General features: G+C 69.6%; 17 protein-coding genes. 12 read left to right on the top strand and 5 right to left on the bottom strand.

Annotation, left to right across the window (positions count from 1 at the left end; all coding sequences use genetic code 11):
- Position 1 precedes the first annotated feature (1 nt).
- The 5 genes from HJG45_RS01920 to HJG45_RS01900 are packed head-to-tail and all read right to left on the bottom strand — an operon-like array spanning position 2 to position 5,021.
- Positions 2-1,018 (bottom strand): MoxR family ATPase, encoded by a 1,017-nt coding sequence (locus HJG45_RS01920; RefSeq protein ID WP_171610372.1) that lies wholly within the window; start codon positions 1,016-1,018, stop codon positions 2-4.
- A complete protein-coding gene (locus tag HJG45_RS01915; RefSeq protein WP_171610371.1) occupies positions 1,015-2,634 on the bottom strand; it encodes an arylsulfatase in 1,620 nt (539 codons plus the stop codon). Before HJG45_RS01915 ends, HJG45_RS01920 begins: the two co-directional genes overlap by 4 nt.
- Positions 2,635-2,692: 58 nt before the next feature.
- Complete coding sequence (locus HJG45_RS01910) at positions 2,693-3,367, bottom strand: SUMF1/EgtB/PvdO family nonheme iron enzyme (RefSeq protein WP_217362793.1); 675 nt, start codon at positions 3,365-3,367, stop codon at positions 2,693-2,695.
- A 35-nt stretch (positions 3,368-3,402) separates the two neighbouring features.
- Positions 3,403-4,176, bottom strand: a complete 774-nt coding sequence (locus tag HJG45_RS01905; protein WP_171610370.1) for a hypothetical protein — start codon at positions 4,174-4,176, stop codon at positions 3,403-3,405.
- Positions 4,177-4,187: 11 nt separating this feature from the next.
- On the bottom strand, positions 4,188-5,021 hold the full coding sequence (locus HJG45_RS01900; RefSeq protein WP_171610369.1) for a hypothetical protein: 834 nt from the start codon (positions 5,019-5,021) through the stop codon (positions 4,188-4,190).
- Positions 5,022-5,821: 800 nt separating this feature from the next.
- On the opposite strand from HJG45_RS01900, the gene HJG45_RS01895 reads away from it, so the two are divergent.
- From HJG45_RS01895 to HJG45_RS01840, 12 genes are all read left to right on the top strand, one after another.
- On the top strand, positions 5,822-7,054 hold the full coding sequence (locus HJG45_RS01895; protein WP_171610368.1) for a DUF3300 domain-containing protein: 1,233 nt from the start codon (positions 5,822-5,824) through the stop codon (positions 7,052-7,054).
- On the top strand, positions 6,955-8,055 hold the full coding sequence (locus tag HJG45_RS01890; RefSeq protein ID WP_171610367.1) for a DUF2950 family protein: 1,101 nt from the start codon (positions 6,955-6,957) through the stop codon (positions 8,053-8,055). The genes HJG45_RS01895 and HJG45_RS01890 overlap by 100 nt, the downstream gene beginning before the upstream one ends.
- A 213-nt stretch (positions 8,056-8,268) precedes the next feature.
- On the top strand, positions 8,269-9,108 hold the full coding sequence (locus HJG45_RS01885; protein WP_171610366.1) for a manganese catalase family protein: 840 nt from the start codon (positions 8,269-8,271) through the stop codon (positions 9,106-9,108).
- Positions 9,109-9,356: 248 nt separating this feature from the next.
- Positions 9,357-10,661 carry an MFS transporter gene (locus tag HJG45_RS01880; RefSeq protein ID WP_171610365.1) on the top strand — a complete coding sequence of 435 codons (1,305 nt, stop codon included), beginning with the start codon at positions 9,357-9,359 and terminating at the stop codon, positions 10,659-10,661.
- A 108-nt stretch (positions 10,662-10,769) separates the two neighbouring features.
- On the top strand, positions 10,770-11,183 hold the full coding sequence (locus tag HJG45_RS01875; protein ID WP_171610364.1) for a Rieske 2Fe-2S domain-containing protein: 414 nt from the start codon (positions 10,770-10,772) through the stop codon (positions 11,181-11,183).
- 62 nt (positions 11,184-11,245) lie between these two features.
- Entirely contained in the window at positions 11,246-12,184 is a 939-nt protein-coding gene (locus HJG45_RS01870; protein WP_171610363.1) for a carbohydrate ABC transporter permease, read from the top strand.
- Positions 12,184-13,032: a carbohydrate ABC transporter permease gene (locus tag HJG45_RS01865; RefSeq protein WP_171610362.1), complete on the top strand. Its 849-nt coding sequence runs from the start codon at positions 12,184-12,186 to the stop codon at positions 13,030-13,032. The genes HJG45_RS01870 and HJG45_RS01865 overlap by 1 nt, the downstream gene beginning before the upstream one ends.
- 22 nt (positions 13,033-13,054) lie before the next feature.
- Positions 13,055-14,362, top strand: a complete 1,308-nt coding sequence (locus HJG45_RS01860) for an extracellular solute-binding protein (protein ID WP_171610361.1) — start codon at positions 13,055-13,057, stop codon at positions 14,360-14,362.
- Positions 14,359-15,426 (top strand): amidohydrolase family protein, encoded by a 1,068-nt coding sequence (locus HJG45_RS01855; RefSeq protein WP_217362792.1) that lies wholly within the window; start codon positions 14,359-14,361, stop codon positions 15,424-15,426. Before HJG45_RS01860 ends, HJG45_RS01855 begins: the two co-directional genes overlap by 4 nt.
- Positions 15,426-16,523: an amidohydrolase family protein gene (locus tag HJG45_RS01850; RefSeq protein ID WP_171610360.1), complete on the top strand. Its 1,098-nt coding sequence runs from the start codon at positions 15,426-15,428 to the stop codon at positions 16,521-16,523. Before HJG45_RS01855 ends, HJG45_RS01850 begins: the two co-directional genes overlap by 1 nt.
- Positions 16,524-16,647: 124 nt before the next feature.
- Positions 16,648-17,097 (top strand): helix-turn-helix domain-containing protein, encoded by a 450-nt coding sequence (locus HJG45_RS01845; RefSeq protein WP_171610664.1) that lies wholly within the window; start codon positions 16,648-16,650, stop codon positions 17,095-17,097.
- 99 nt (positions 17,098-17,196) lie between these two features.
- Positions 17,197-17,586, top strand: a complete 390-nt coding sequence (locus HJG45_RS01840; protein WP_171610359.1) for a hypothetical protein — start codon at positions 17,197-17,199, stop codon at positions 17,584-17,586.
- Positions 17,587-17,630: the final 44 nt, after the last annotated feature.

Raw genomic sequence — 17,630 nt, 5'->3', positions numbered from 1 at the left:
CTCAGGCCACCGCAACGAGCGAGAGCAGCTTCTCCACGGCCGCATCGGCGGAGACGCGCGCGGCGCTCGCTTCATAGCTGAGGATCAGCCGGTGGCGCAGCACGTCGGGGGTCACGGCGCGCACGTTCTCGGGCGTGACATAGGCCTGCCCGGCGAGCCAGGCATGGGCGCGGGCCGCGCGGTCGAGCGCGATGGTGGCGCGCGGGCTGGCGCCGACCTCGATCCAGCTGCCGAGCTCGCGGTCCAGCGCGGCCGGCGCGCGGGTGGCGCAGACCAGCGCCACCACGTAATCCTCCACCGCCTCGGCGACGGCGAGATGCGCCAGCTCGGCGCGGGCGGCGAAGACCGCCTCCTGCGCGATGGGCGGCGGCGGTGCGGCCCGGTCCGTCGCCTGGCGCGCCTGTTCCTCGCCGCGCACCAGCCGCAGGATGGCGCGCTCGTCGGCATCGGGCGGGTAATCGACATCGACCTTCATCAGGAAGCGGTCGAGCTGCGCCTCGGGCAGCGGGTAGGTGCCCTCCTGCTCGATCGGGTTCTGCGTCGCCATCACCATGAACAGCCGAGGCAGCGGATGGGTGGTGCCGCCGACGGTGACCTGCCGCTCCTCCATCGCCTCGAGCAGCGCCGACTGCACCTTGGCGGGGGCGCGGTTGATCTCGTCCACCAGCACGATGCTGCCGAAGACCGGGCCGGGCTCGAAGCGGAAGGCGGCGGTCTGCGCCTCGTAGATGTCGCTGCCCACCACATCGGCGGGCAGCAGGTCCGGCGTGAACTGGATGCGGCGGAAGGGCGCCTCGAGATTCCGCGCCAGCGCTTTCACCGCCCGCGTCTTGGCGACGCCCGGAAGCCCTTCGACCAGCACGTTGCCATCGGCCAGCAGGGCGATCAGCAGCCGCTCGATCACCCGCTCCTGGCCGATGATGGCCTGGCCCATGCGCGCGCGCAGCTCGGCGAAGGCCGCGCGCGCGGCAGTGCTTGGCGCGGCTGCGATGTGAGGTGCGGCCGCGCCGCCGCTCATTTCCCGACCCCGCTCGCCGCCCGCGTCATCTGCCGCAGGATCTGGTCGACGTTGAAGGAGGCCGGCTCCTGCCGCGGCGGAAACTCCTTGAAGCTCTCCACGAACCTGGCAACGATTCCCTGCGACGCCTGGATCAGAAACGCGTTGGTGATCAGCCAATGGTTGTAGTTGTTTGAGTCAACCGGCGCCCGCTCGAAAGGATCCATCTTAAGGTCGATGAGCAAGGGCACGCGCAACCGCACGAAAGGTTCCGACCAGACCTGGAACTGGTGCGCGCGTTGCTCGCCGAAGATGATCTTGAAGCGCTCGTGGCGCACGGCGACCAGATCACCATCATCGTTGAAGTAGAAAAATTCCTTGCGCGGGCTCGGCGTGTCACCGGTCAGGGTGGGAAGCTGGTTGTAGCCGTCGAGATGCACCTTGAAGGTCTTGTCCCCCGCGGCATGGCCGGTCAGCAGCTTCTCCTTGATATCCGGTACGCCGGCGGCGGCGAGCAGGGTGGGCATCCAGTCATTGGCCTGCACGATGCCAGTGATGCGCTTGCCGGCCGGGATCTTCCCGGGCCAGCGGACGGCGCAGGGCACGCGGTAGCCGCCTTCCCAATTCGTGTCCTTCTCGCTGCGATAGGGGGTGATGGCGCCGTCCGGCCATTCGTTGAAATGCGGGCCATTATCCGTGGAATAGACCACGAGGGTGTTGTCGGCGATGCCGAGGTCGTCGAGCTTCTTCAGGATCAACCCGACATGGTCGTCATGCTGCACCATGCCGTCAGCATAGAAATTCAGGCCCGTCTTACCATCATAGGCCGGCGGGACGTGCGTGTAGATGTGCATGCGCGTGGCGTTGTGCCAGATGAAGAAGGGCTTGCCCGCGCGGTGCTGGCGGTCGATGAAGTCGATGCAGGCGGCCGTCGTCTCGTCGTCGATCGTCTCCATCCGCTTCTTGTTGAGCGGCCCGGTATCCTCGATGCGGCCATCGGCGAAGCTGCGGATCACGCCGCGCGGGCCGAAGCGGCGGCGGAATTCCGGGTCCTGCGGATAGTTCGGCCGCTCCGGCTCCTCCTCGGCGTTCAGGTGGTAGAGGTTGCCGAAGAACTCGTCGAAGCCGTGCTGCGTCGGCAGGTACTCGTCCTTGTCGCCTAGGTGGTTCTTGCCGAACTGGCCGTTGGCGTAGCCGAGCGGCTTCAGCAGCTCGGCGATGGTGGGGTCTTCCTTCTGCAACCCGATCGCCGCGCCCGGCACGCCGACCTTGGTGAGGCCGGTGCGCACCGGGGACTGGCCGGTGATGAAGGCGGCACGGCCGGCAGTGCAGCTCTGCTCGCTGTAATAGTCGCTGAAGGTCGCGCCCTCGGCATGGATGCGGTCGATGTTCGGCGTGCGGTACTGCATATCGCCGCGGTTGTTGTAGCTGATGTTCCACAAGCCGATATCGTCGCCGTAGATCACCAGGATGTTCGGCTTCTGACCGGAACCGGCGCCCGGCTGCGGCGCCGGGGCCGGGCTCTGCTGTGCCCTGGCCGGCGCGAAGAGCGTGGCGGCGAGGCCGGCCGCGCTGCCGAGCAGCATGTCGCGCCGTGCGGAGCGGGAGGCCTGTGGTTTTGCCGTGTCGTCGCTCATTCTCTCGTCTCCTCGGTTGGGACCTTCTGCACCTGCGGCCGATGCAGCCGCGCAGGCGTCAGGGCCTGGCGCGTCGGATGCAGCGGAAGCCAATATGGCTCGATCCGGAATCGACCATCTGCGCGTGCCGGGCCGCCGGCCGGTAGCGGCGGCAATAGCTGGGCGCGCAGAGGAAGGAGCCGCCCTTGACCACCTTGCGTGGGATGCGGATGGCAGGCTGTCGCGGGTCCATGCTCGCCTCCCGCGCGGCAAGGACCGCCTCGGCGCCGCAGCAGGAGGGGTCGGCGAAGGCCAGGGCGTCCTCATAGGCCACCTGCACCACCGGATGGTCGGAACGGCCAGTCAGATCGCTGCCCGGCCCCTCCGGGAAGCGCCAGCAGGCACCCGGCACCCAGCTCCACCAGTTCCGGACATCGGAGGTGTCCACGGGCCCGTCGGTCTTGCGGAAGACCAGGCTGCCGGGCGCCAGAAGCTCCGGCTGCACACCGGGATACTGCGCCGGGTCGATCGGGCGTTCGGCCACCGTGACATAGCCCGTCGCCGCGACGAAGGCGGCGAATGCGGCATTCGTCACCGCGGTCGCGTCCATCGAGAAGGCAGCCACCTGCATGCGGTGGGCCGGGCGTTCCTCGGGGTAATGGCGGTCCGACCCCATCAGGAACCCGCCGCCCGGCACCGGCCGCATGGCGCGCTGCGCCGCACCCGTCCCGGCCCCTGGCTGGCCCTGCGTCATCCCCGCCGCACTCCTCCGGCATGCGCGTCACCCCTTCAGAAGCGAATGTTCAGGCCGATGACGGGGCCATGCATGGTCGTGTCGTAGACGAGCTTGGCGCTCTCATAGTCCTGCGAGAGGGCGCGGTAGCCGAGGAGCGCCGTGCTCTCGAGCCCGAACATCGTGAAGCGGTAGCCGATGGTGGAGACGACCTGCCAGGCGAAGCGGCTGCCGCCGATGCCGCCGCCTATGTCGCCCCGCAGGATGTATTCCCACCTCTCGCCCAGGCGGCCACGCAGCCGCGCGCCGGCGAAGGGATCTACCCAGTCGGTCGTGCTCTTCGTCGTCGAGACCTGGACGATCGAGATCTTGTTGTGCAGGTGCATCCACCTGCCGCCGCCCAGCAGGTCGACCGCCCATGGGAAGTCCTGCGTCCGGCCGAAGCGGCCGCCGGCCATCTCATAGGCCGCGCCGAATTCGAGCATGCCTATCACGCTGGTCGCATCGACCCTGGCCGGGCCGAGGCGGACGTCGTCATAGCCGAGATCGGAATACTCGCCATCCAGGAAGAAGCCGAGCCGGCCGCGCCGCAGCTCGCCGCGCGCCATGAAGGACAGCAGCGAATCCGACTGGCGGATGGTATCGATGGCGCTGTTGTCGATCTTCACCTGCAGCGGCCCCGCGCCGGTGGTGCCGGTGACGGCCGTGGCCCAGCTGTAGACCGAGAGATCGAGCGTCCAGCCCGATGCGAGTTGGCTCGGTTGCGCCTGTCCCGGCGACGGCATCGTCAGGGGGACCAGGGCGGTCAGGATGAGGATCGGCTTGCGCATGCCGTCGGCCTTCAATGGAGAACGAAGACGGCCGCGAAGCGCAGGCCCCATTGCGGTGCGTCGCTCGGGCCGTCGAGCCAGTAGCGGGCTTGGCCGACGAGGTTCATCGGCACCTTGCCGAGCTTCACCAGCTGGCTGCCGCCGATGGCGAGCGGCAGCGTCCATTGCCGGTCGCTCCAGTCGTAGGTTGCCTCCAGCGTCGCGGTCAGCGCGAAGCCGCCCTTGAAGTTGTGCGATACGAAAGGCTGGAGGAAGGTCTGGTTGAGGTCGGGCCGACCCTGCCGGTTGGCGGAATCGGCGAAGCCCCAGAGGTGATTGGCCAGGGCGCCGAAGGTCCAGGACCCGATCGTCTGCACCAGGATGCCGGTTGGCCCGATGCCCCATTGCCGTGCCTGGAAGGCGGGGCGGGTCGCGGTCGGCCAGAGCACGGCCGGCCCGACGCCCCAGGTCAGGCCAGGGACGCTCGTGCGGCGCGAGAAGAAAAAGCTCTGCGTGACGTCTCCGAGCCCGGCCTCGTGGTCCGGCGTGTAGCGCTCGCGGTAGATGAACGGCACGATGGTGCGGGTGATCAGCGTCCAATCGTCGGTCAGGCGAAAGGGAATGACCGGCTGCAGGTTGAGCGTGTAGCCGAAGCCGTCATCCTTGCTGCCGGCACCGAAATCCAGGTTGTTCTGGAAGGGTACGCTGATCAGGTCAGCGATGGGATTCTGCAGCTTCTGGGCCAGTTCCGCGTCGCTGCCAGGCGGGTCCGAGGTCTGCGCCGCCGAGCGATGCCCCGTCACGGCGACGGCCAAGATCGCCGCGGCGAGAGCCAGGATGCTCCCGTGCGGCACCAGATGCGTCATGGGGCATGCCGCTCCGAACCGCGTCCCGGGGCGGCGCAGAGGCGGTGGCTGGCGACGGCGTGGCGCGCCCTGCTCGGTCGAGCAATCCGCATCGTCATCCGACCGGCCATGGCGCTTCCCCATATCGACGTCGTTGCGACGGCAGGATCCCTTGCCACGTCGCAGCTTAATCGTGCTGCGAAGGTGCTCCCATCGGGGAAAACCCTGAGACGATGGCGCATCGCACCCGATGAATGCCTGCTCGGCTTCATCGGCCGGAGCAGGGCAGGGCCATCGAAACCGACTGATGCGGCTCATTTTTGCGATTGTGCCGGAGGACGTCCGGGAAAATGATCCGGCCTGGGCGTGTTCGGTAGAATTTTCCCAGACGTAAGCTACGAAATCGGCCTAGGGTCTAATACGGACGATCCTAGGGGGAGGCCCGCATTTCGCCGGCCGCAGTCGGGCCTGTAGCCTGCCGGTCTTCGACTGCACGAAGATTTCCTGTCGCGACACGGGGCGATGGAGCCCACTGATTGATCCGCATCCCGCCGGCTGACGACGCCATCGCCGACATTCGACAGGGCATGCCAGGCCTTCGTGCAGCGGGCATGCGCCAGGCCCGAACATGGCGATGGGCCGGCCTTCGGTCGGCCACGGCGCGCTGTCCGTGCCCGGTTGCGCCCGCGGCATCCCGGTCGCGTCGTTGATGGAGAGGAGAAGACGGATGCGATCCTCCCGTGCCATGGCGTTTCCCCTCGCCATGGGCGCAGATCCTGGCGCGGCCTGACATGCGGTGCGCAGGCAGAAGGCTGCAGGCCATGCCGCGACCGTGGCAGGGGCTGTTGCCGGGGCTGGTCATGCTTGTCATGGCAATCCCCGCGGCGGTGCCGGCCTGGGCGCAAGGCAGCGTCGCGCCAGTTGGCAGCCCGGGCGCGGTGTCCGCGGCTGGCAGCCAGGCCCTGAGCGCCGAGGCGCTGGACCGGCTGCTCGAACCCTTCGCGGGAGCGCCGCAGGATTCGCTCGGCATCGTCCTCGACGCCGGTCGCTATCCGAATGACCTGATCGAGGCGTCGCTCTGGGCCCGGACGCCGGAAGCGTCGCGGGGAGCGGTCAAGGAGTCCTGGGCGCCGACGGTGCGCATCCTCGCGGAACGGGCGCCGCAAACGCTGGACTATCTGACGCGAGACCTGGCGACGACCGCGGCGCTCGGCTCAGCCTATGGGAGCCAACCGAATGATGTCTGGCTCGCCTATGGTCGCGTGACCGAGCGTCACGCACGGGTGCAGGCCCAGCTCCAGAAGGAGCCTGTTCCAGCGACGGAAGCGCGCCCCGCTGGGTCGGATCGAGCCAGGTCGAGCGACGGCCCGCATCGCGCTCCGGCGAGTGCGCCGCCCGCTGCCGCGCCGGCGCCATCGGCCTCAGCGCCGGCGGCCCCGCCGCAGGCCGTCGTGGTTCCGCCGCCGCCGGCGACCGGCCCCAGCCCCGCGGGCGCGGCGTTGGCCGGTGGCGCGATCGGCCTTGGGGCGGGGTTGCTGATCTCGGAACTCGCCCATGACAACGATGGCTGGGGCTATCCCGGCCCCTACGGCGTGCCGCCGCCCTACATGCCCTATGGGGGCGGCAACGCAGCCGGGCTTCAGGCGAACCGCATCGCGGCGGCGAGCAACCTGCAGAACAATCGCGTCGCCGCGGCGAGCAACCTGCAAGCCAATCGCCAATCCTTCGAGGCGGCGCAGCGGCAGCAGCAGCAAGCCGCGACGAGCCAACGCCAGGCCCAGCGACAATCGGCACAGGCTGCACGGCAAGCGCAGAGACAGCAAGCCACGACGACGGGCGCGCAGCGTCGCGCCGCGGCAATCGCGGGGCAGCATCCGTTGACCGGCAACGCCGCGCGGCGGCCTCGACCGGGCGCGCCAGAGCCGGCGTTCCAGGGCGCGATCCACCATTCGGGATGGGGGCCGACGCGCGGCATGTCGGACGCCATGGCGGCATCCCGGGCGCGCGTCCCCACGGCCGGCTTCCATGGTCGCGGCGGCATGCGTCGTCGGTAAGCGGGGAGGACAGGGTGGTAGCTGGCGACGAAGCGGCACGATCCAGGATGTGGCGGAAGGCGAGGACCATCATGGCGGCCTTCGCCCTCGCATCCGCCTTGAGCTCGCCGGGCGGGGCCGAGACCGCCCCCCGCGCCGCAGCAGCGATCCGGCATTTCCCGACGCCGGAAGCCGCCGTTCAGGCGCTGGTCAGCGCGATCCAGGAACCTCGGCTGGCCGCGCTGGAAGCGGTGCTCGGACGCGCCGTACTGGACGACATTCCCCTTGGCGAGCGGCAGCAGGCGGCGGTCCGTCGCGCAGCGGGCGCCAAGCTGGCATCGGAACGGTTCGAGATCCGCTACCTCGATGGCGAAGACCGTCGGGCGGTCGCCGAATTCGGGGATGCGCATGCGCAACTGCCGGCGGTGCTGCGGAAATCGTCGCGGGGTTGGGCCTTCGATCAGGCGGCGACGATGCAGGCCATGCGCGAGCGGCGGATCGGCGTGCACGAGGCGAATGCGATCCGCGCCTTGCATGCGCTCGCCGCGGCGCAGCAGCGGTTCCGTACCAGCGACCGGAGCGGCGATGGCATCCTGTGCTATGCCGCCCGGATTCGCAGCTCGCCAGGACGGCGCGACGGGCTGGTCGTCGGCGATGGCGATCCCGTCCCCGGGCCGACCTCGAGCCTGCTGAACGATGCCTTCGCCGCCGCGGAGGCGCCGCGCGGCCAGAGGATGCCTGATCCGCCCGGCGGCTATGTCTATCGCATCCTGTCGGCGCAGGGGCAGAATGCCGAAGGCGGGGCGAAGTCCTACCTCACGCATGACCGCCTGACCGAGGGATTCGCCGTCATCGCCTGGCCGGCCCAGCCCGGCACCAGCGGCCTGTCGACATTCATCATGAACCAGGCCGGCACGATCTACGAGCGCGAATTCGGCGCCGGGACGGCCGGGGAGGTAGCGCGCATCACCGCCTTCGACCCGGCGCCGGGATGGACGCGCGTGAGCGACGAGAAAGGGTAGCGGGCAGCGGCCGGACAGGCCGGGGTTGAACAGACGGATGCATGCCCGGCGGCGACGCAACGCGGTTGCATCCTTCGCCCTGCGATCCGGCCGGGACGGATGCCGTCCTCCCGCCGCACGCTTTGGGGAGCGAGCGGCGTCATTGCCGCATCGCGCCTGAACCGCCGCCCCTCCTGGCCTGTTGACGGGACAGCCGACCTTCAGGAAACCCGCATGTTCTATACCGACGGCAAGTTGCAATATCCCGTCCGCGCCGAGACGCCGAACCCGATCTTTGCCCGCGCGCTGCAGCAGGCGATCGGCGGCGTGGAGGGCGAGATCCGCGTCATGATGCAGTATCTCTTCCAGGGCTGGGGCAGCCGTGGCCCGACGAAGTACCGCGACATGCTGATCAACACCGGCACGGAGGAGATCGGCCATATCGAGATGCTCTCGACCGCCGTCGCGCTGAACCTCGAAGGCGCGCCGCTGTCGATGCAGGAGGATGCGGCCAGGGACGGCGTCGCCGGCGCGGTGCTGGGCGGGATGAACCTGCGGCACATTCTCTCGACCGGCCTCGCCGCGACGCCGGAGAACTGCAACGGCGTGCCCTTCAATGCCAGCCATGTCTATGCCAGCGGCAACATCGCGGCCGATATGTACGCCAATGTCGCCGCCGAGGCGACCGGGCGCGCCCTGGCGACGCGCCTCTACGGCATGACCGAGGATCCGGGCATGCGCGACATGCTGTCCTTCCTCATCGCCCGCGATACCATGCATCAGCAGCAATGGCTCGCCGTCATCGAGGAGCTCGGCGGCGAGACGGCGCAGCTGCCGATTCCGAACAGCTTCCCGCAGAGCCAGGAGGCGAGCCGCTTCTCCTACGCCTATTTCGGGCATCGCACCGACAAGCGCTTCCCGATGGGACGTTGGACGGAAGGCAGCTCGCTCGACGGCAAGGGCCAGTTCGAGCCGATGATCTCCGAGCCGCTGGGCGGGGAGCCGGTTCTCGCGCCGCCGCGGCCGGATGGCGGCGCCCAGACCGAGCAGGTGCAGGCCAGTCCGGTCAAGTGAAGGCTCGGCCTCGCCGCGGCAGCCCGGACAGCGGAACGGCCCGAAGGGTGAGCTGGCTGCAAGGAGATTGACGTCTCCTGGTCCCACCGGCGAGCATTTCGCCGGATGATGCCTGCGACCGGACGCATCGCCGATCGATGCGCCGCCGCCGGCCGGGGGAGGAGACGGGCGATGCCGGTGATGCGATTGGCGAGGGCGGCCGTGCCGCGTCTCGCTACGGCTGACCTTGATCGCTGACGCCGGCCAGCATGGATCTCGCCCGTCGCCTCGCGCCGCGCCTGCCTTTCTACTACGGCTGGGTGGTCATCGCCGTCGCCTTCGTCACCATGGGCGTCGCGGTGAGCGCGCGCACCGCCTTCTCGCTCCTCCTGCCGCCGCTGCTCAACGAATTCGGTTGGGAGCGCGGGATCGTGGCCGGCGCCTTCTCCTTCGGCTTCCTCGTCTCGGCCGTCCTCAGTCCCGTGGCCGGGCGGGCGGTGGACCGGCAGGGCCCGCGCTTCGTCATCGGCATCGGCGTCTGCATGATGGCCGCCGGCCTGCTCCTGGCGCCGATGATCGCGGCGCCCTGGCATCTCTATGCGACGCTCGGCGTGCTCGTCGGGGCCGGGACGAACCTCATGGGCTTCACCGTGCAATCCCTCTACCTGCCGAACTGGTTCGTGCACCGGCGCGCCATGGCCATCGGCCTCGCCTTCGCGGGCGTCGGCGCCGGGGCGGTGGTGTTGCTGCCGTGGTTCCAGGCGACCATCGACCAGGCTGGCTGGCGCGCGGCATGCCGGGCCATGGGCCTGCTCGTGCTGGTGGTCATCGGTCCGCTGGCGCTGCTGGTCCGGCGCCGGCCGGAGGATCTTGGCCTCCTGCCGGATGGCGCGCCGCGCGCCGCGGAGCCCGGCGGCCCGCGGCGTGGCGCCGCCATCATGGATCCCGCCTGGGCCTCGGTCGAATGGACCTTGGCGAAGGCGCTGCGGACGGGCCGCTTCTGGTGGATCGCGCTCGGCTATTCCTGCGCGCTCTTCGCCTGGTACGCCGTGCAGGTCCACCAGACGAAATACCTTGTCGAGATCGGCTTCAGCCCCGCCGTCGGGGCCTGGGCCCTGGGCATCGTCGCCGTCGTGGCGATCCCGGGGCAGATCGGCCTCGGTGCGCTGTCGGACCATATCGGGCGCGAATGGGTTTGGTCGATCGGCTGCCTCGGCTTCGCGGTCTGCTACGCCACGCTGATCGCGCTCGGCCATGCGCCGTCGCCGGCATTGCTCTGGATGATGGTTCTCTCCCAGGGATTGCTCGGCTACGCCCTAACCTCGGTGATGGGGCCGATCGTTTTGGAGATCTTCGAGGGTCCGCATTTCGGCACCATCTTCGGCACGCTCAACGTGGCGATGATCGCGGGCGGGGCCGCCGGCCCCTGGGTCGCCGGCGCGGTCCACGACGTGACCGGGCGCTACGACCTGTCCTTCGCCCTGGCCGCCGCGCTGTGCGTGGTATCCGCCGCGGCGATCTGGATCGCCGCGCCGCGCCGCGTCAGGCTGGTGCCGGGCCGGATCGCCGCCTGAGGAGATCGCCCGGCCCGCCCTCCCGAGGCGGCATGACAGGATCGTGTTGCGGAGATGTGTCAGGTCTCGCTACGGTCGGCAGCAACGAAGCGCTTGGGGAGGATCCACATGGGCAAGCATGTGGTTGCCGCCGTGTCCGAATTGCCGCCGGGAAGCCGCAGGCTCGCCGTCGTGCGCGGCCGCCCCATCGCCGTGTTCAATCTGGATGGCGAGTTCTTCGCGCTCGTGAACCGCTGCCCGCACCAGGGGGCCGGCTTGTGCGAGGGCGAGGTGACGGGCCTCGTCACCGCCGACGGGCCCGGCCGTTATCGGCTGGAGCGTCCCGGCGAGATCATTCGCTGCCCCTGGCATGGCTGGGAATTCGACATCCGCACCGGCCAGTCCTGGTGCGATCCGGCCCGCATCCGCACACGGCAGTACCCGGTGGAGGTCGCGCAGGGCAGTACCGTGGTGAAGGGCCCCTATGTCGCGGAGACGCTCTCCGTCATGGTCGAAGAAGACTACGTCGTCGTCGAGGTTTGACACCCAGCGCTGCAAGCAGTCGCAACGGCGCCGAATAAGGAGAGCGCCGGACGGGAGGAGGCATGAGCGAGATCAGCGAGGCCGCGGCACGGCCTTTCGCCGAGCTGACCGGGAGGCCGATGCCGAACGGCCTGCGGACCGCATCCCTCGACCGATTTTTCCTGCCGCTCGCGGTGGCGCCGACCTTCCTGGTGATGCTGGCCGTCTTCGGCCTGCCGCTGCTCTTCTCGCTCTGGCTCAGCCTGACAGGCTGGTCGCCGCAGCAGAGCATGTTCGACGGCGCCTATGTGGGCCTGGCCAATTTCGAGGATCTGCTGTCCGACCGCGTCTTCACCGCCAGCCTCGGCGTGACGCTCGGCTTCACCCTCGCCACGGTCGCGGCACAGATGCTGCTGGGCCTCGGCATCGCGCTGCTGCTCAACCTCGACCTGCCGGGCATCCGGGCCTTCCGGACCGCGCTCGTCTTGCCGATGATGGTCACGCCCATCGTCGGCGCGCTGTGCTGGAAGCTGCTGCTCGATCCGAATCATGGCGTGGTGAACCACTGGCTCGGCACGCATATCGTTTGGCTGGGAGTGCCGGAGACGGCGCTGGTCGCGGTCTGGCTGGTCAATGTCTGGCACAGCACGCCCTATGTCGCACTGATCCTGCTCGCCGGGCTGCGCTCCCTGCCGCAGGAGCCGCATGAGGCGGCCGAGATCGACGGCGCCAGCCGATGGCAGGTGTTCCGCCACGTCACCGCGCCCCTGCTGCAGCCCTTCCTGCTGGTGGCGCTGCTGCTGCGGACGATCTTCGAGTTCCGCGCCTTCGACAATGTCTATGCCATGACCGGCGGCGGCCCCGCCAACGCCACCATGCTGCTGTCCATGTTCACCTACCTGACCAGCTTCGTCCGCTTCGACTTCGGGCTCGGCGCCGCCGCGGCCTGGCTCATGCTGCTGATGTCCCTGGTGATGTGCCTGCTCTTCATCGCCGTGCTGCGGCGCCGGGAGCCCCGCTGATGGCCGCCGTCACCGGCTCCCGCCGCGCCCGGCAGATCCGCGCCATGCTGGTCTATCTGGCGCTCGCCGCGCTCACCGCCTTCTTCCTCTTCCCGCTGCTCTGGATCCTCGGCCTCTCGCTCAAGACCCGGGCGCAGACCTTCGCCGAGACGCCGGTCTGGCTGTGGTGGCCGACCTTCGAGCATTATGCCGACGTCCTGTTCCGCAAGGATTTCCTGAAGGCCTTCCTGAACACGCTGATCGTCTCGGGCAGCGCCGTCCTGCTCTCGCTCTGCGTCGGGGTTCCCGCCGCCTACGCCTTCGCCCGCTTCCCCTTCCGCGGCGGCAGCTTCCTGTTCTTCTCCCTGCTCGTCATGCGCATGCTGCCGCCCGTGGCCGTGCTGGTCCCGATGTATGTCATCCTCAGCGATATCGGGCTGACGACGACGCATCTCAGCGTCGTGCTGGCCTACACGACTTTCAGCCTGCCCCTGGTGGTCTGGGTGATGCGCGGCTTCTTCGACGACCTGCCCTCCGAGGTGGAGGAATGCGCCTGGATCGACGGCGCGACGCGCCGCCAGGCCTTCCAGCGCGTGGTCCTGCCGCTGGCCAGGCCGGGCATGGTGGCCTCCGCCATCCTCTGCCTGCAATTGGCCTGGAACGACTTCCTCTTCGCCGCGGTGCTGACGAACAATGACACCCAGACCCTGCCGGTGCTGATGGCCGGCTTCACCGGCGGCGATTCCGGCGTGGATTGGGGGCCGATGACGGCCTCCGGCGTGCTCGTCATCCTGACGGTGATCGTCTTCTCCTTCATGGCGCAGAAGCATCTCGTCGCCGGGCTCTCCTCCGGCGCGGTCAAGGGATGAGGCACAACACGGGAGGGCGGGCATGATGGCGACGGGTCGCAGGCGCGTATTGGAAGCCGGGCTGGCGGCCGGGGCGCTCTCCGCCCTGCCGGCGCCGGCCTTGCGCGCCCAGGGGAAGCCGGAGAAGCTGGTCTATATCGGCGACAACCAGGGCGGCTGGAAACGCGCGCTGGTGGAGGAGGTGGCGCCGGCCTTCGAGAAGGAGACGGGCATCAAGGTGGAGTTCACCCTGCTGCCAACCGATCCATGGCGCGCCCGGCTGAAGGCGGAGCTCGGCGCGCGCTCCTCGGCCGTGGACGTGGCGCAATGGTCCGTGCAGATGGCCGGCTGGATGGCGCCGCATGTCCTGGACCACGAGGAGGTGCTGGCGAAGATCCGCGCCCGCGACCCGGACTTCGACTGGGACGACTTCCTCGGCGGCAGCAAGCGCGCCGGGAGCTATGACGGCAAGCTCTGCGGCATCCCCTACCGCATCACCACCGGCATCCTCCACTACCAGAAGCCATTGCTGGAGCAGGCCGGCTTCGCCCGCGCGCCCGGCACCTTCGAGGAATTCCTCAAGGTCGCGCTGGCAGTGAACGCGCCGCCCGAGCGCTACGCCGTCGGCATCATGGGCAAGCAAGGCTCCGGCAGCTACACCAGCTTCGCCTCCTGGCTCTACTCCGCCGGCGGCCAGCTCTGCGATTTCAAGACCGGCGAGGTCTTCATCAACCAACCCAAGGCAGTCGAGGCGCTGCAATTCTACGCCGATCTGATGGCGAAGCATAAGGTCGTGCCGCCGGAAGCGACGACCTGGGAGTATGACGAGATCATCGGCGGCGGCCAGCGGGACCGATACGTGATGGCGCAGACCTTCGCGCCCTACGGCACGCTGATCAACGACCCAGCCAATTCGAAAACAGCCGGCTGCTGGGCCTGGGACATCGTCCCCGGCCATACCGACCGCGAGCAGAGCCGCACCTGGATCGACGGCCATTTCCTGGCGGTGCCGCGCTACACGAAGAATGCCGACTGGGCCACCGAGTTCATCCGCATGGCCTGCAGCAAGCAATGGCTGCGGCGCTCGGCCGAGCGGGCCAATGCGCCGCCACGCGGCTCGGTGCTGCGCGATGCCGACCTGACAGCGAAGCTCGGCTGGACCCCGGTCGCGGCGCAGGCCATCGAGACCGGCATCCCAACCCCCGCGCATCCCGCCTGGGACACGCTGGACATCGCGCTGCGCACCGGCATCTCCGCCGCGCTGCTGGGACAGAGGAGCGCGAAGGACGCGCTGGACGAGGTGGCATCCGACTGGCGGCGTGGCTTGCGGCGGGCGGGGATTGGGCGATGACCGCGATGCCTCCCGGCGCGGTGGATTGCGACATCCATCCGGGCGTGCAGGGGATCAGGACGCTGCTGCCCTATATGGACGAGCATTGGCGCGACCACTTCGTCCGCCGCGCCGCCGACGACTTCGACCTGGCGAGCTACCCACCGCGCTCCCCGCTGGTCTGCCGGGAGGACTGGCGGGTGCCCCAGGGCAAGGCGGGCACCAGCTTCGACCAGTTGCGGCGCCAGGCGCTGGACGCCTTCGGCCTGCGTTACGCCATCTGCAATCCGCTCTATGGCGGCGCGGTCGCGGTCAGCGACGCCATGGGCGCCGCGATCTGCCGCGCCATGAACGACTGGATCGCCGCCGAATGGCTGGCGCGGGACCACCGTCTGCGCGCCTCCATCATCGTGCCCGCCCAGGCGCCGGACCTGGCGGTGGAGGAGATCGAGCGCCTGGCGCCCGACAGGCGCTTCGTGCAGGTATTGCTGCCGGCGGCGGCCGAGCTGCTCTACGGCAAGCGCTACTACTGGCCGATCTGGGAGGCGGCGGTGCGGCTCGGGCTTCCGGTCGGGCTGCATGCCGGGCTGGCCTATCGGTACGCGCCGACCTCGAATGGCTGGCCCTCGCACCATCTGCACGACTATGTCGCGGCGTCGCAGGTCTTCGAGGATCAGCTGCTCAGCCTGGTGACGGAGGGCACTTTCGGGCGCTTCCCGGCCTTGAAGGTGGTGCTGCTCGAATCCGGCGTGACCTGGCTGCCGAGCTTCCTCTGGCGCCACCTGAAGACCTGGCGGGGCGTCCGGCCGGAAGTGCCCTGGGTGGACCGCCCGCCGCCCGAGATCATCCGCGACCAGGTGCGGCTGACCATGCAGCCCTTCGATGCGCCCTCCGATCCCGAGGCCGTGGCGCAGGTGATCGAGCAGATCGGCTCGGACGACATGCTGCTGTTTGCCACCGACTACCCGCACTGGCAGTTCGAGGGGATGGAGGCGGCGCCCGCCGGCATCCCGCCCGCCGTGCTTCGGAAGGCCATGCGGGACAACCCGCTGGCCACCTATCCCCGCCTGCAGGAGGCCCCCTGATGAGCGACGTCCTCGAACGGACAGCGACGCAGGACGCGAAGCTGCGCATCATCGACAGCGATATACACCCGTCCTTGCGCTCGGACGCCGATCTGCATCCCTTCCTGTCGGAGCGATGGCGGCGGCACATCGCCGAATACGGCAAGCTCGGCCGCGCGCCCTATGCCAACCGCATCGCCTATCCGCGGCTGGCCCCCAACACCGCGCGACGCGACGCCTGGCCGCCGGGCGGCGGCCCGCCGGGCTCGGACCTCGCGCTCATGCGGGCGCAGCTGCTCGATCTCTTCGACATCGAGATCGGTATCCTCGAACCGCTGATGCCGAGCAACCTGGTGCGCAACCTGGAGCTCTCGGTCGCCCTCTGCTCCGCCATCAACGATTGGCAGCTGGCGGCCTTCACCACGCAGGAGTCCCGGCTGCGCGCCTCCATCCTCGTGCCCTTCGAGGATCCGAAGGCGTCGGTCGCGGAGATCGAGAAGCGGGTGCGGGATCGGTCCTTCGCGCAGATCCAGCTCACCTCCCGCAGCACGGAGCCGATCGGGCGGCAGCGCTACTGGCCGATCTTCGAGGCGGCGGCGCATTACGGCCTGCCGATCGGCATGCATATCGGCGGGGAGGCGGGACATGCCCCGACGGCGGCCGGCTGGCCCTCCTACTACATCGAGGACCATCACGGCCTGATCCATTCGATGCAGTGCCAGGCGACCAGCATGGTGCTGGAGGGCGTCTTCGAGCGGTTCCCGACGCTGAAGGTCATCATGATCGAGGGCGGTTTCGCCTGGCTGCCCAGCCTCGCCTGGCGGCTGGACGCCCATTGGCGGAAGCTGCGCAGCGAGGTGCCGCAGCTGCGGGAGCCGCCCTCGGCCTATATGAAGCGCAACCTCTGGGTCTCGACCCAACCGATGGAGGAGCCGGAGAAGCCGGAGGATCTCCGGCGCATCCTGTCCTGGATCGGCTGGGACCGGGTTCTCTACGCCTCCGACTACCCGCACTGGGATTTCGACGACCCGCGCTACGCCTTCCCGTGCCGGCTCAGCGAGGCCGAGCGACGGGCGATCTTCCGTGGCAATGCGGAGGCGGTGTACCGGCTCGCCTGACACCGGGGCCGCAGGCACGGCGCAGGGCCAAAGCCATGGCGCTGCGCCGCGCCCGGCGCCATGCTCCGCATCCATGCACGCGTTGCCATCCCGCAGGACCGCCGCCGCCGGCGGTGACGGTCCGCTGATCCCCATCGGGGCCCTCGCCCGCGAGGCAGATTGCAAGGTCCAGACCATTCGCTGGTACGAGCAGGTCGGCCTGCTGCCGAGCCCGGCCAGGACCAGGGGCGGCCATCGCCTGTATGGCCGCGCGCACCGGGAACGCCTGGCCTTCATCCGCCACGCCCGGGAGTTCGGCTTCGGCCTCGATGCGATCCGGCAACTCCTCAACCTGGCTGCCAAGCCCGAACGCCCCTGCGGCGACGCCCATGCCCTGGCTGTCGCCCGGCTTGGCGAGGTCGAGGCCAAGCTCCGGCGGCTGGCCGTCCTGCGGGACGAGCTGGCACGCCTCGTGGAAGCCGGATGCCGCGATGGCATGGCCGCCGAGTGCCACATCCTTGAGACCCTCGCCGACCACAACCATGGGCATTGCCTCTCGGCCGCCCATGCGGCGTCCGGCGAGCCTCTCGCTTGAACCTCCAGTCGCTGTAGGGTCTATATCTCCCGGCATGACGACGCTCGTCGCCGGCCGCAGCCGCGGCGGGACGGGTTGCGGGCGAAGAAGGAGAGGGGCGTGCGGCGAGGCCGAGCCAGGCTGGTCATGCGCAAGGCGGCGCAGCAGGCGAGGGGGTGGGCGGCGATCGCCCGCCTGATCGCCGCCGCCGTCCTGATCGCCTCCCTGCTCGTCCCGCCCTGCACCGAGCCCGGCTGCGCCGGCGTGCCCGCCACGGTGGCGGCTTCGGCCCCGGCCGCGCTCGGCCAGGATGACAGCCCGGGCACGCCTGCGCGCCCGCACGGCATCCTCCATGCGGGCTCCCACTGCGCCTGCCAGCTGGCGGACCGCCTGACGCCGCCGCCGCCCATCCGGCCCGGCGCCCTCCTCGCCATGCGCCAAGCGGCCGTCGCGGCGCCTGCCTACGCCTCCTTCGAGGCCGAGCCGCCCGCCCGCCCGCCCCGGGCCTGATCGAACCGCAGTCGTCCTGGCCGCCTGCCCCGAAGACCGGGGAA

The sequence above is a fragment of the Roseicella sp. DB1501 genome, assembly GCF_013112485.1.
Taxonomy (GTDB): Bacteria; Pseudomonadota; Alphaproteobacteria; order Acetobacterales; family Acetobacteraceae; genus Paracraurococcus.
This window is presented reverse-complemented; position numbering and strand designations above follow the sequence as displayed.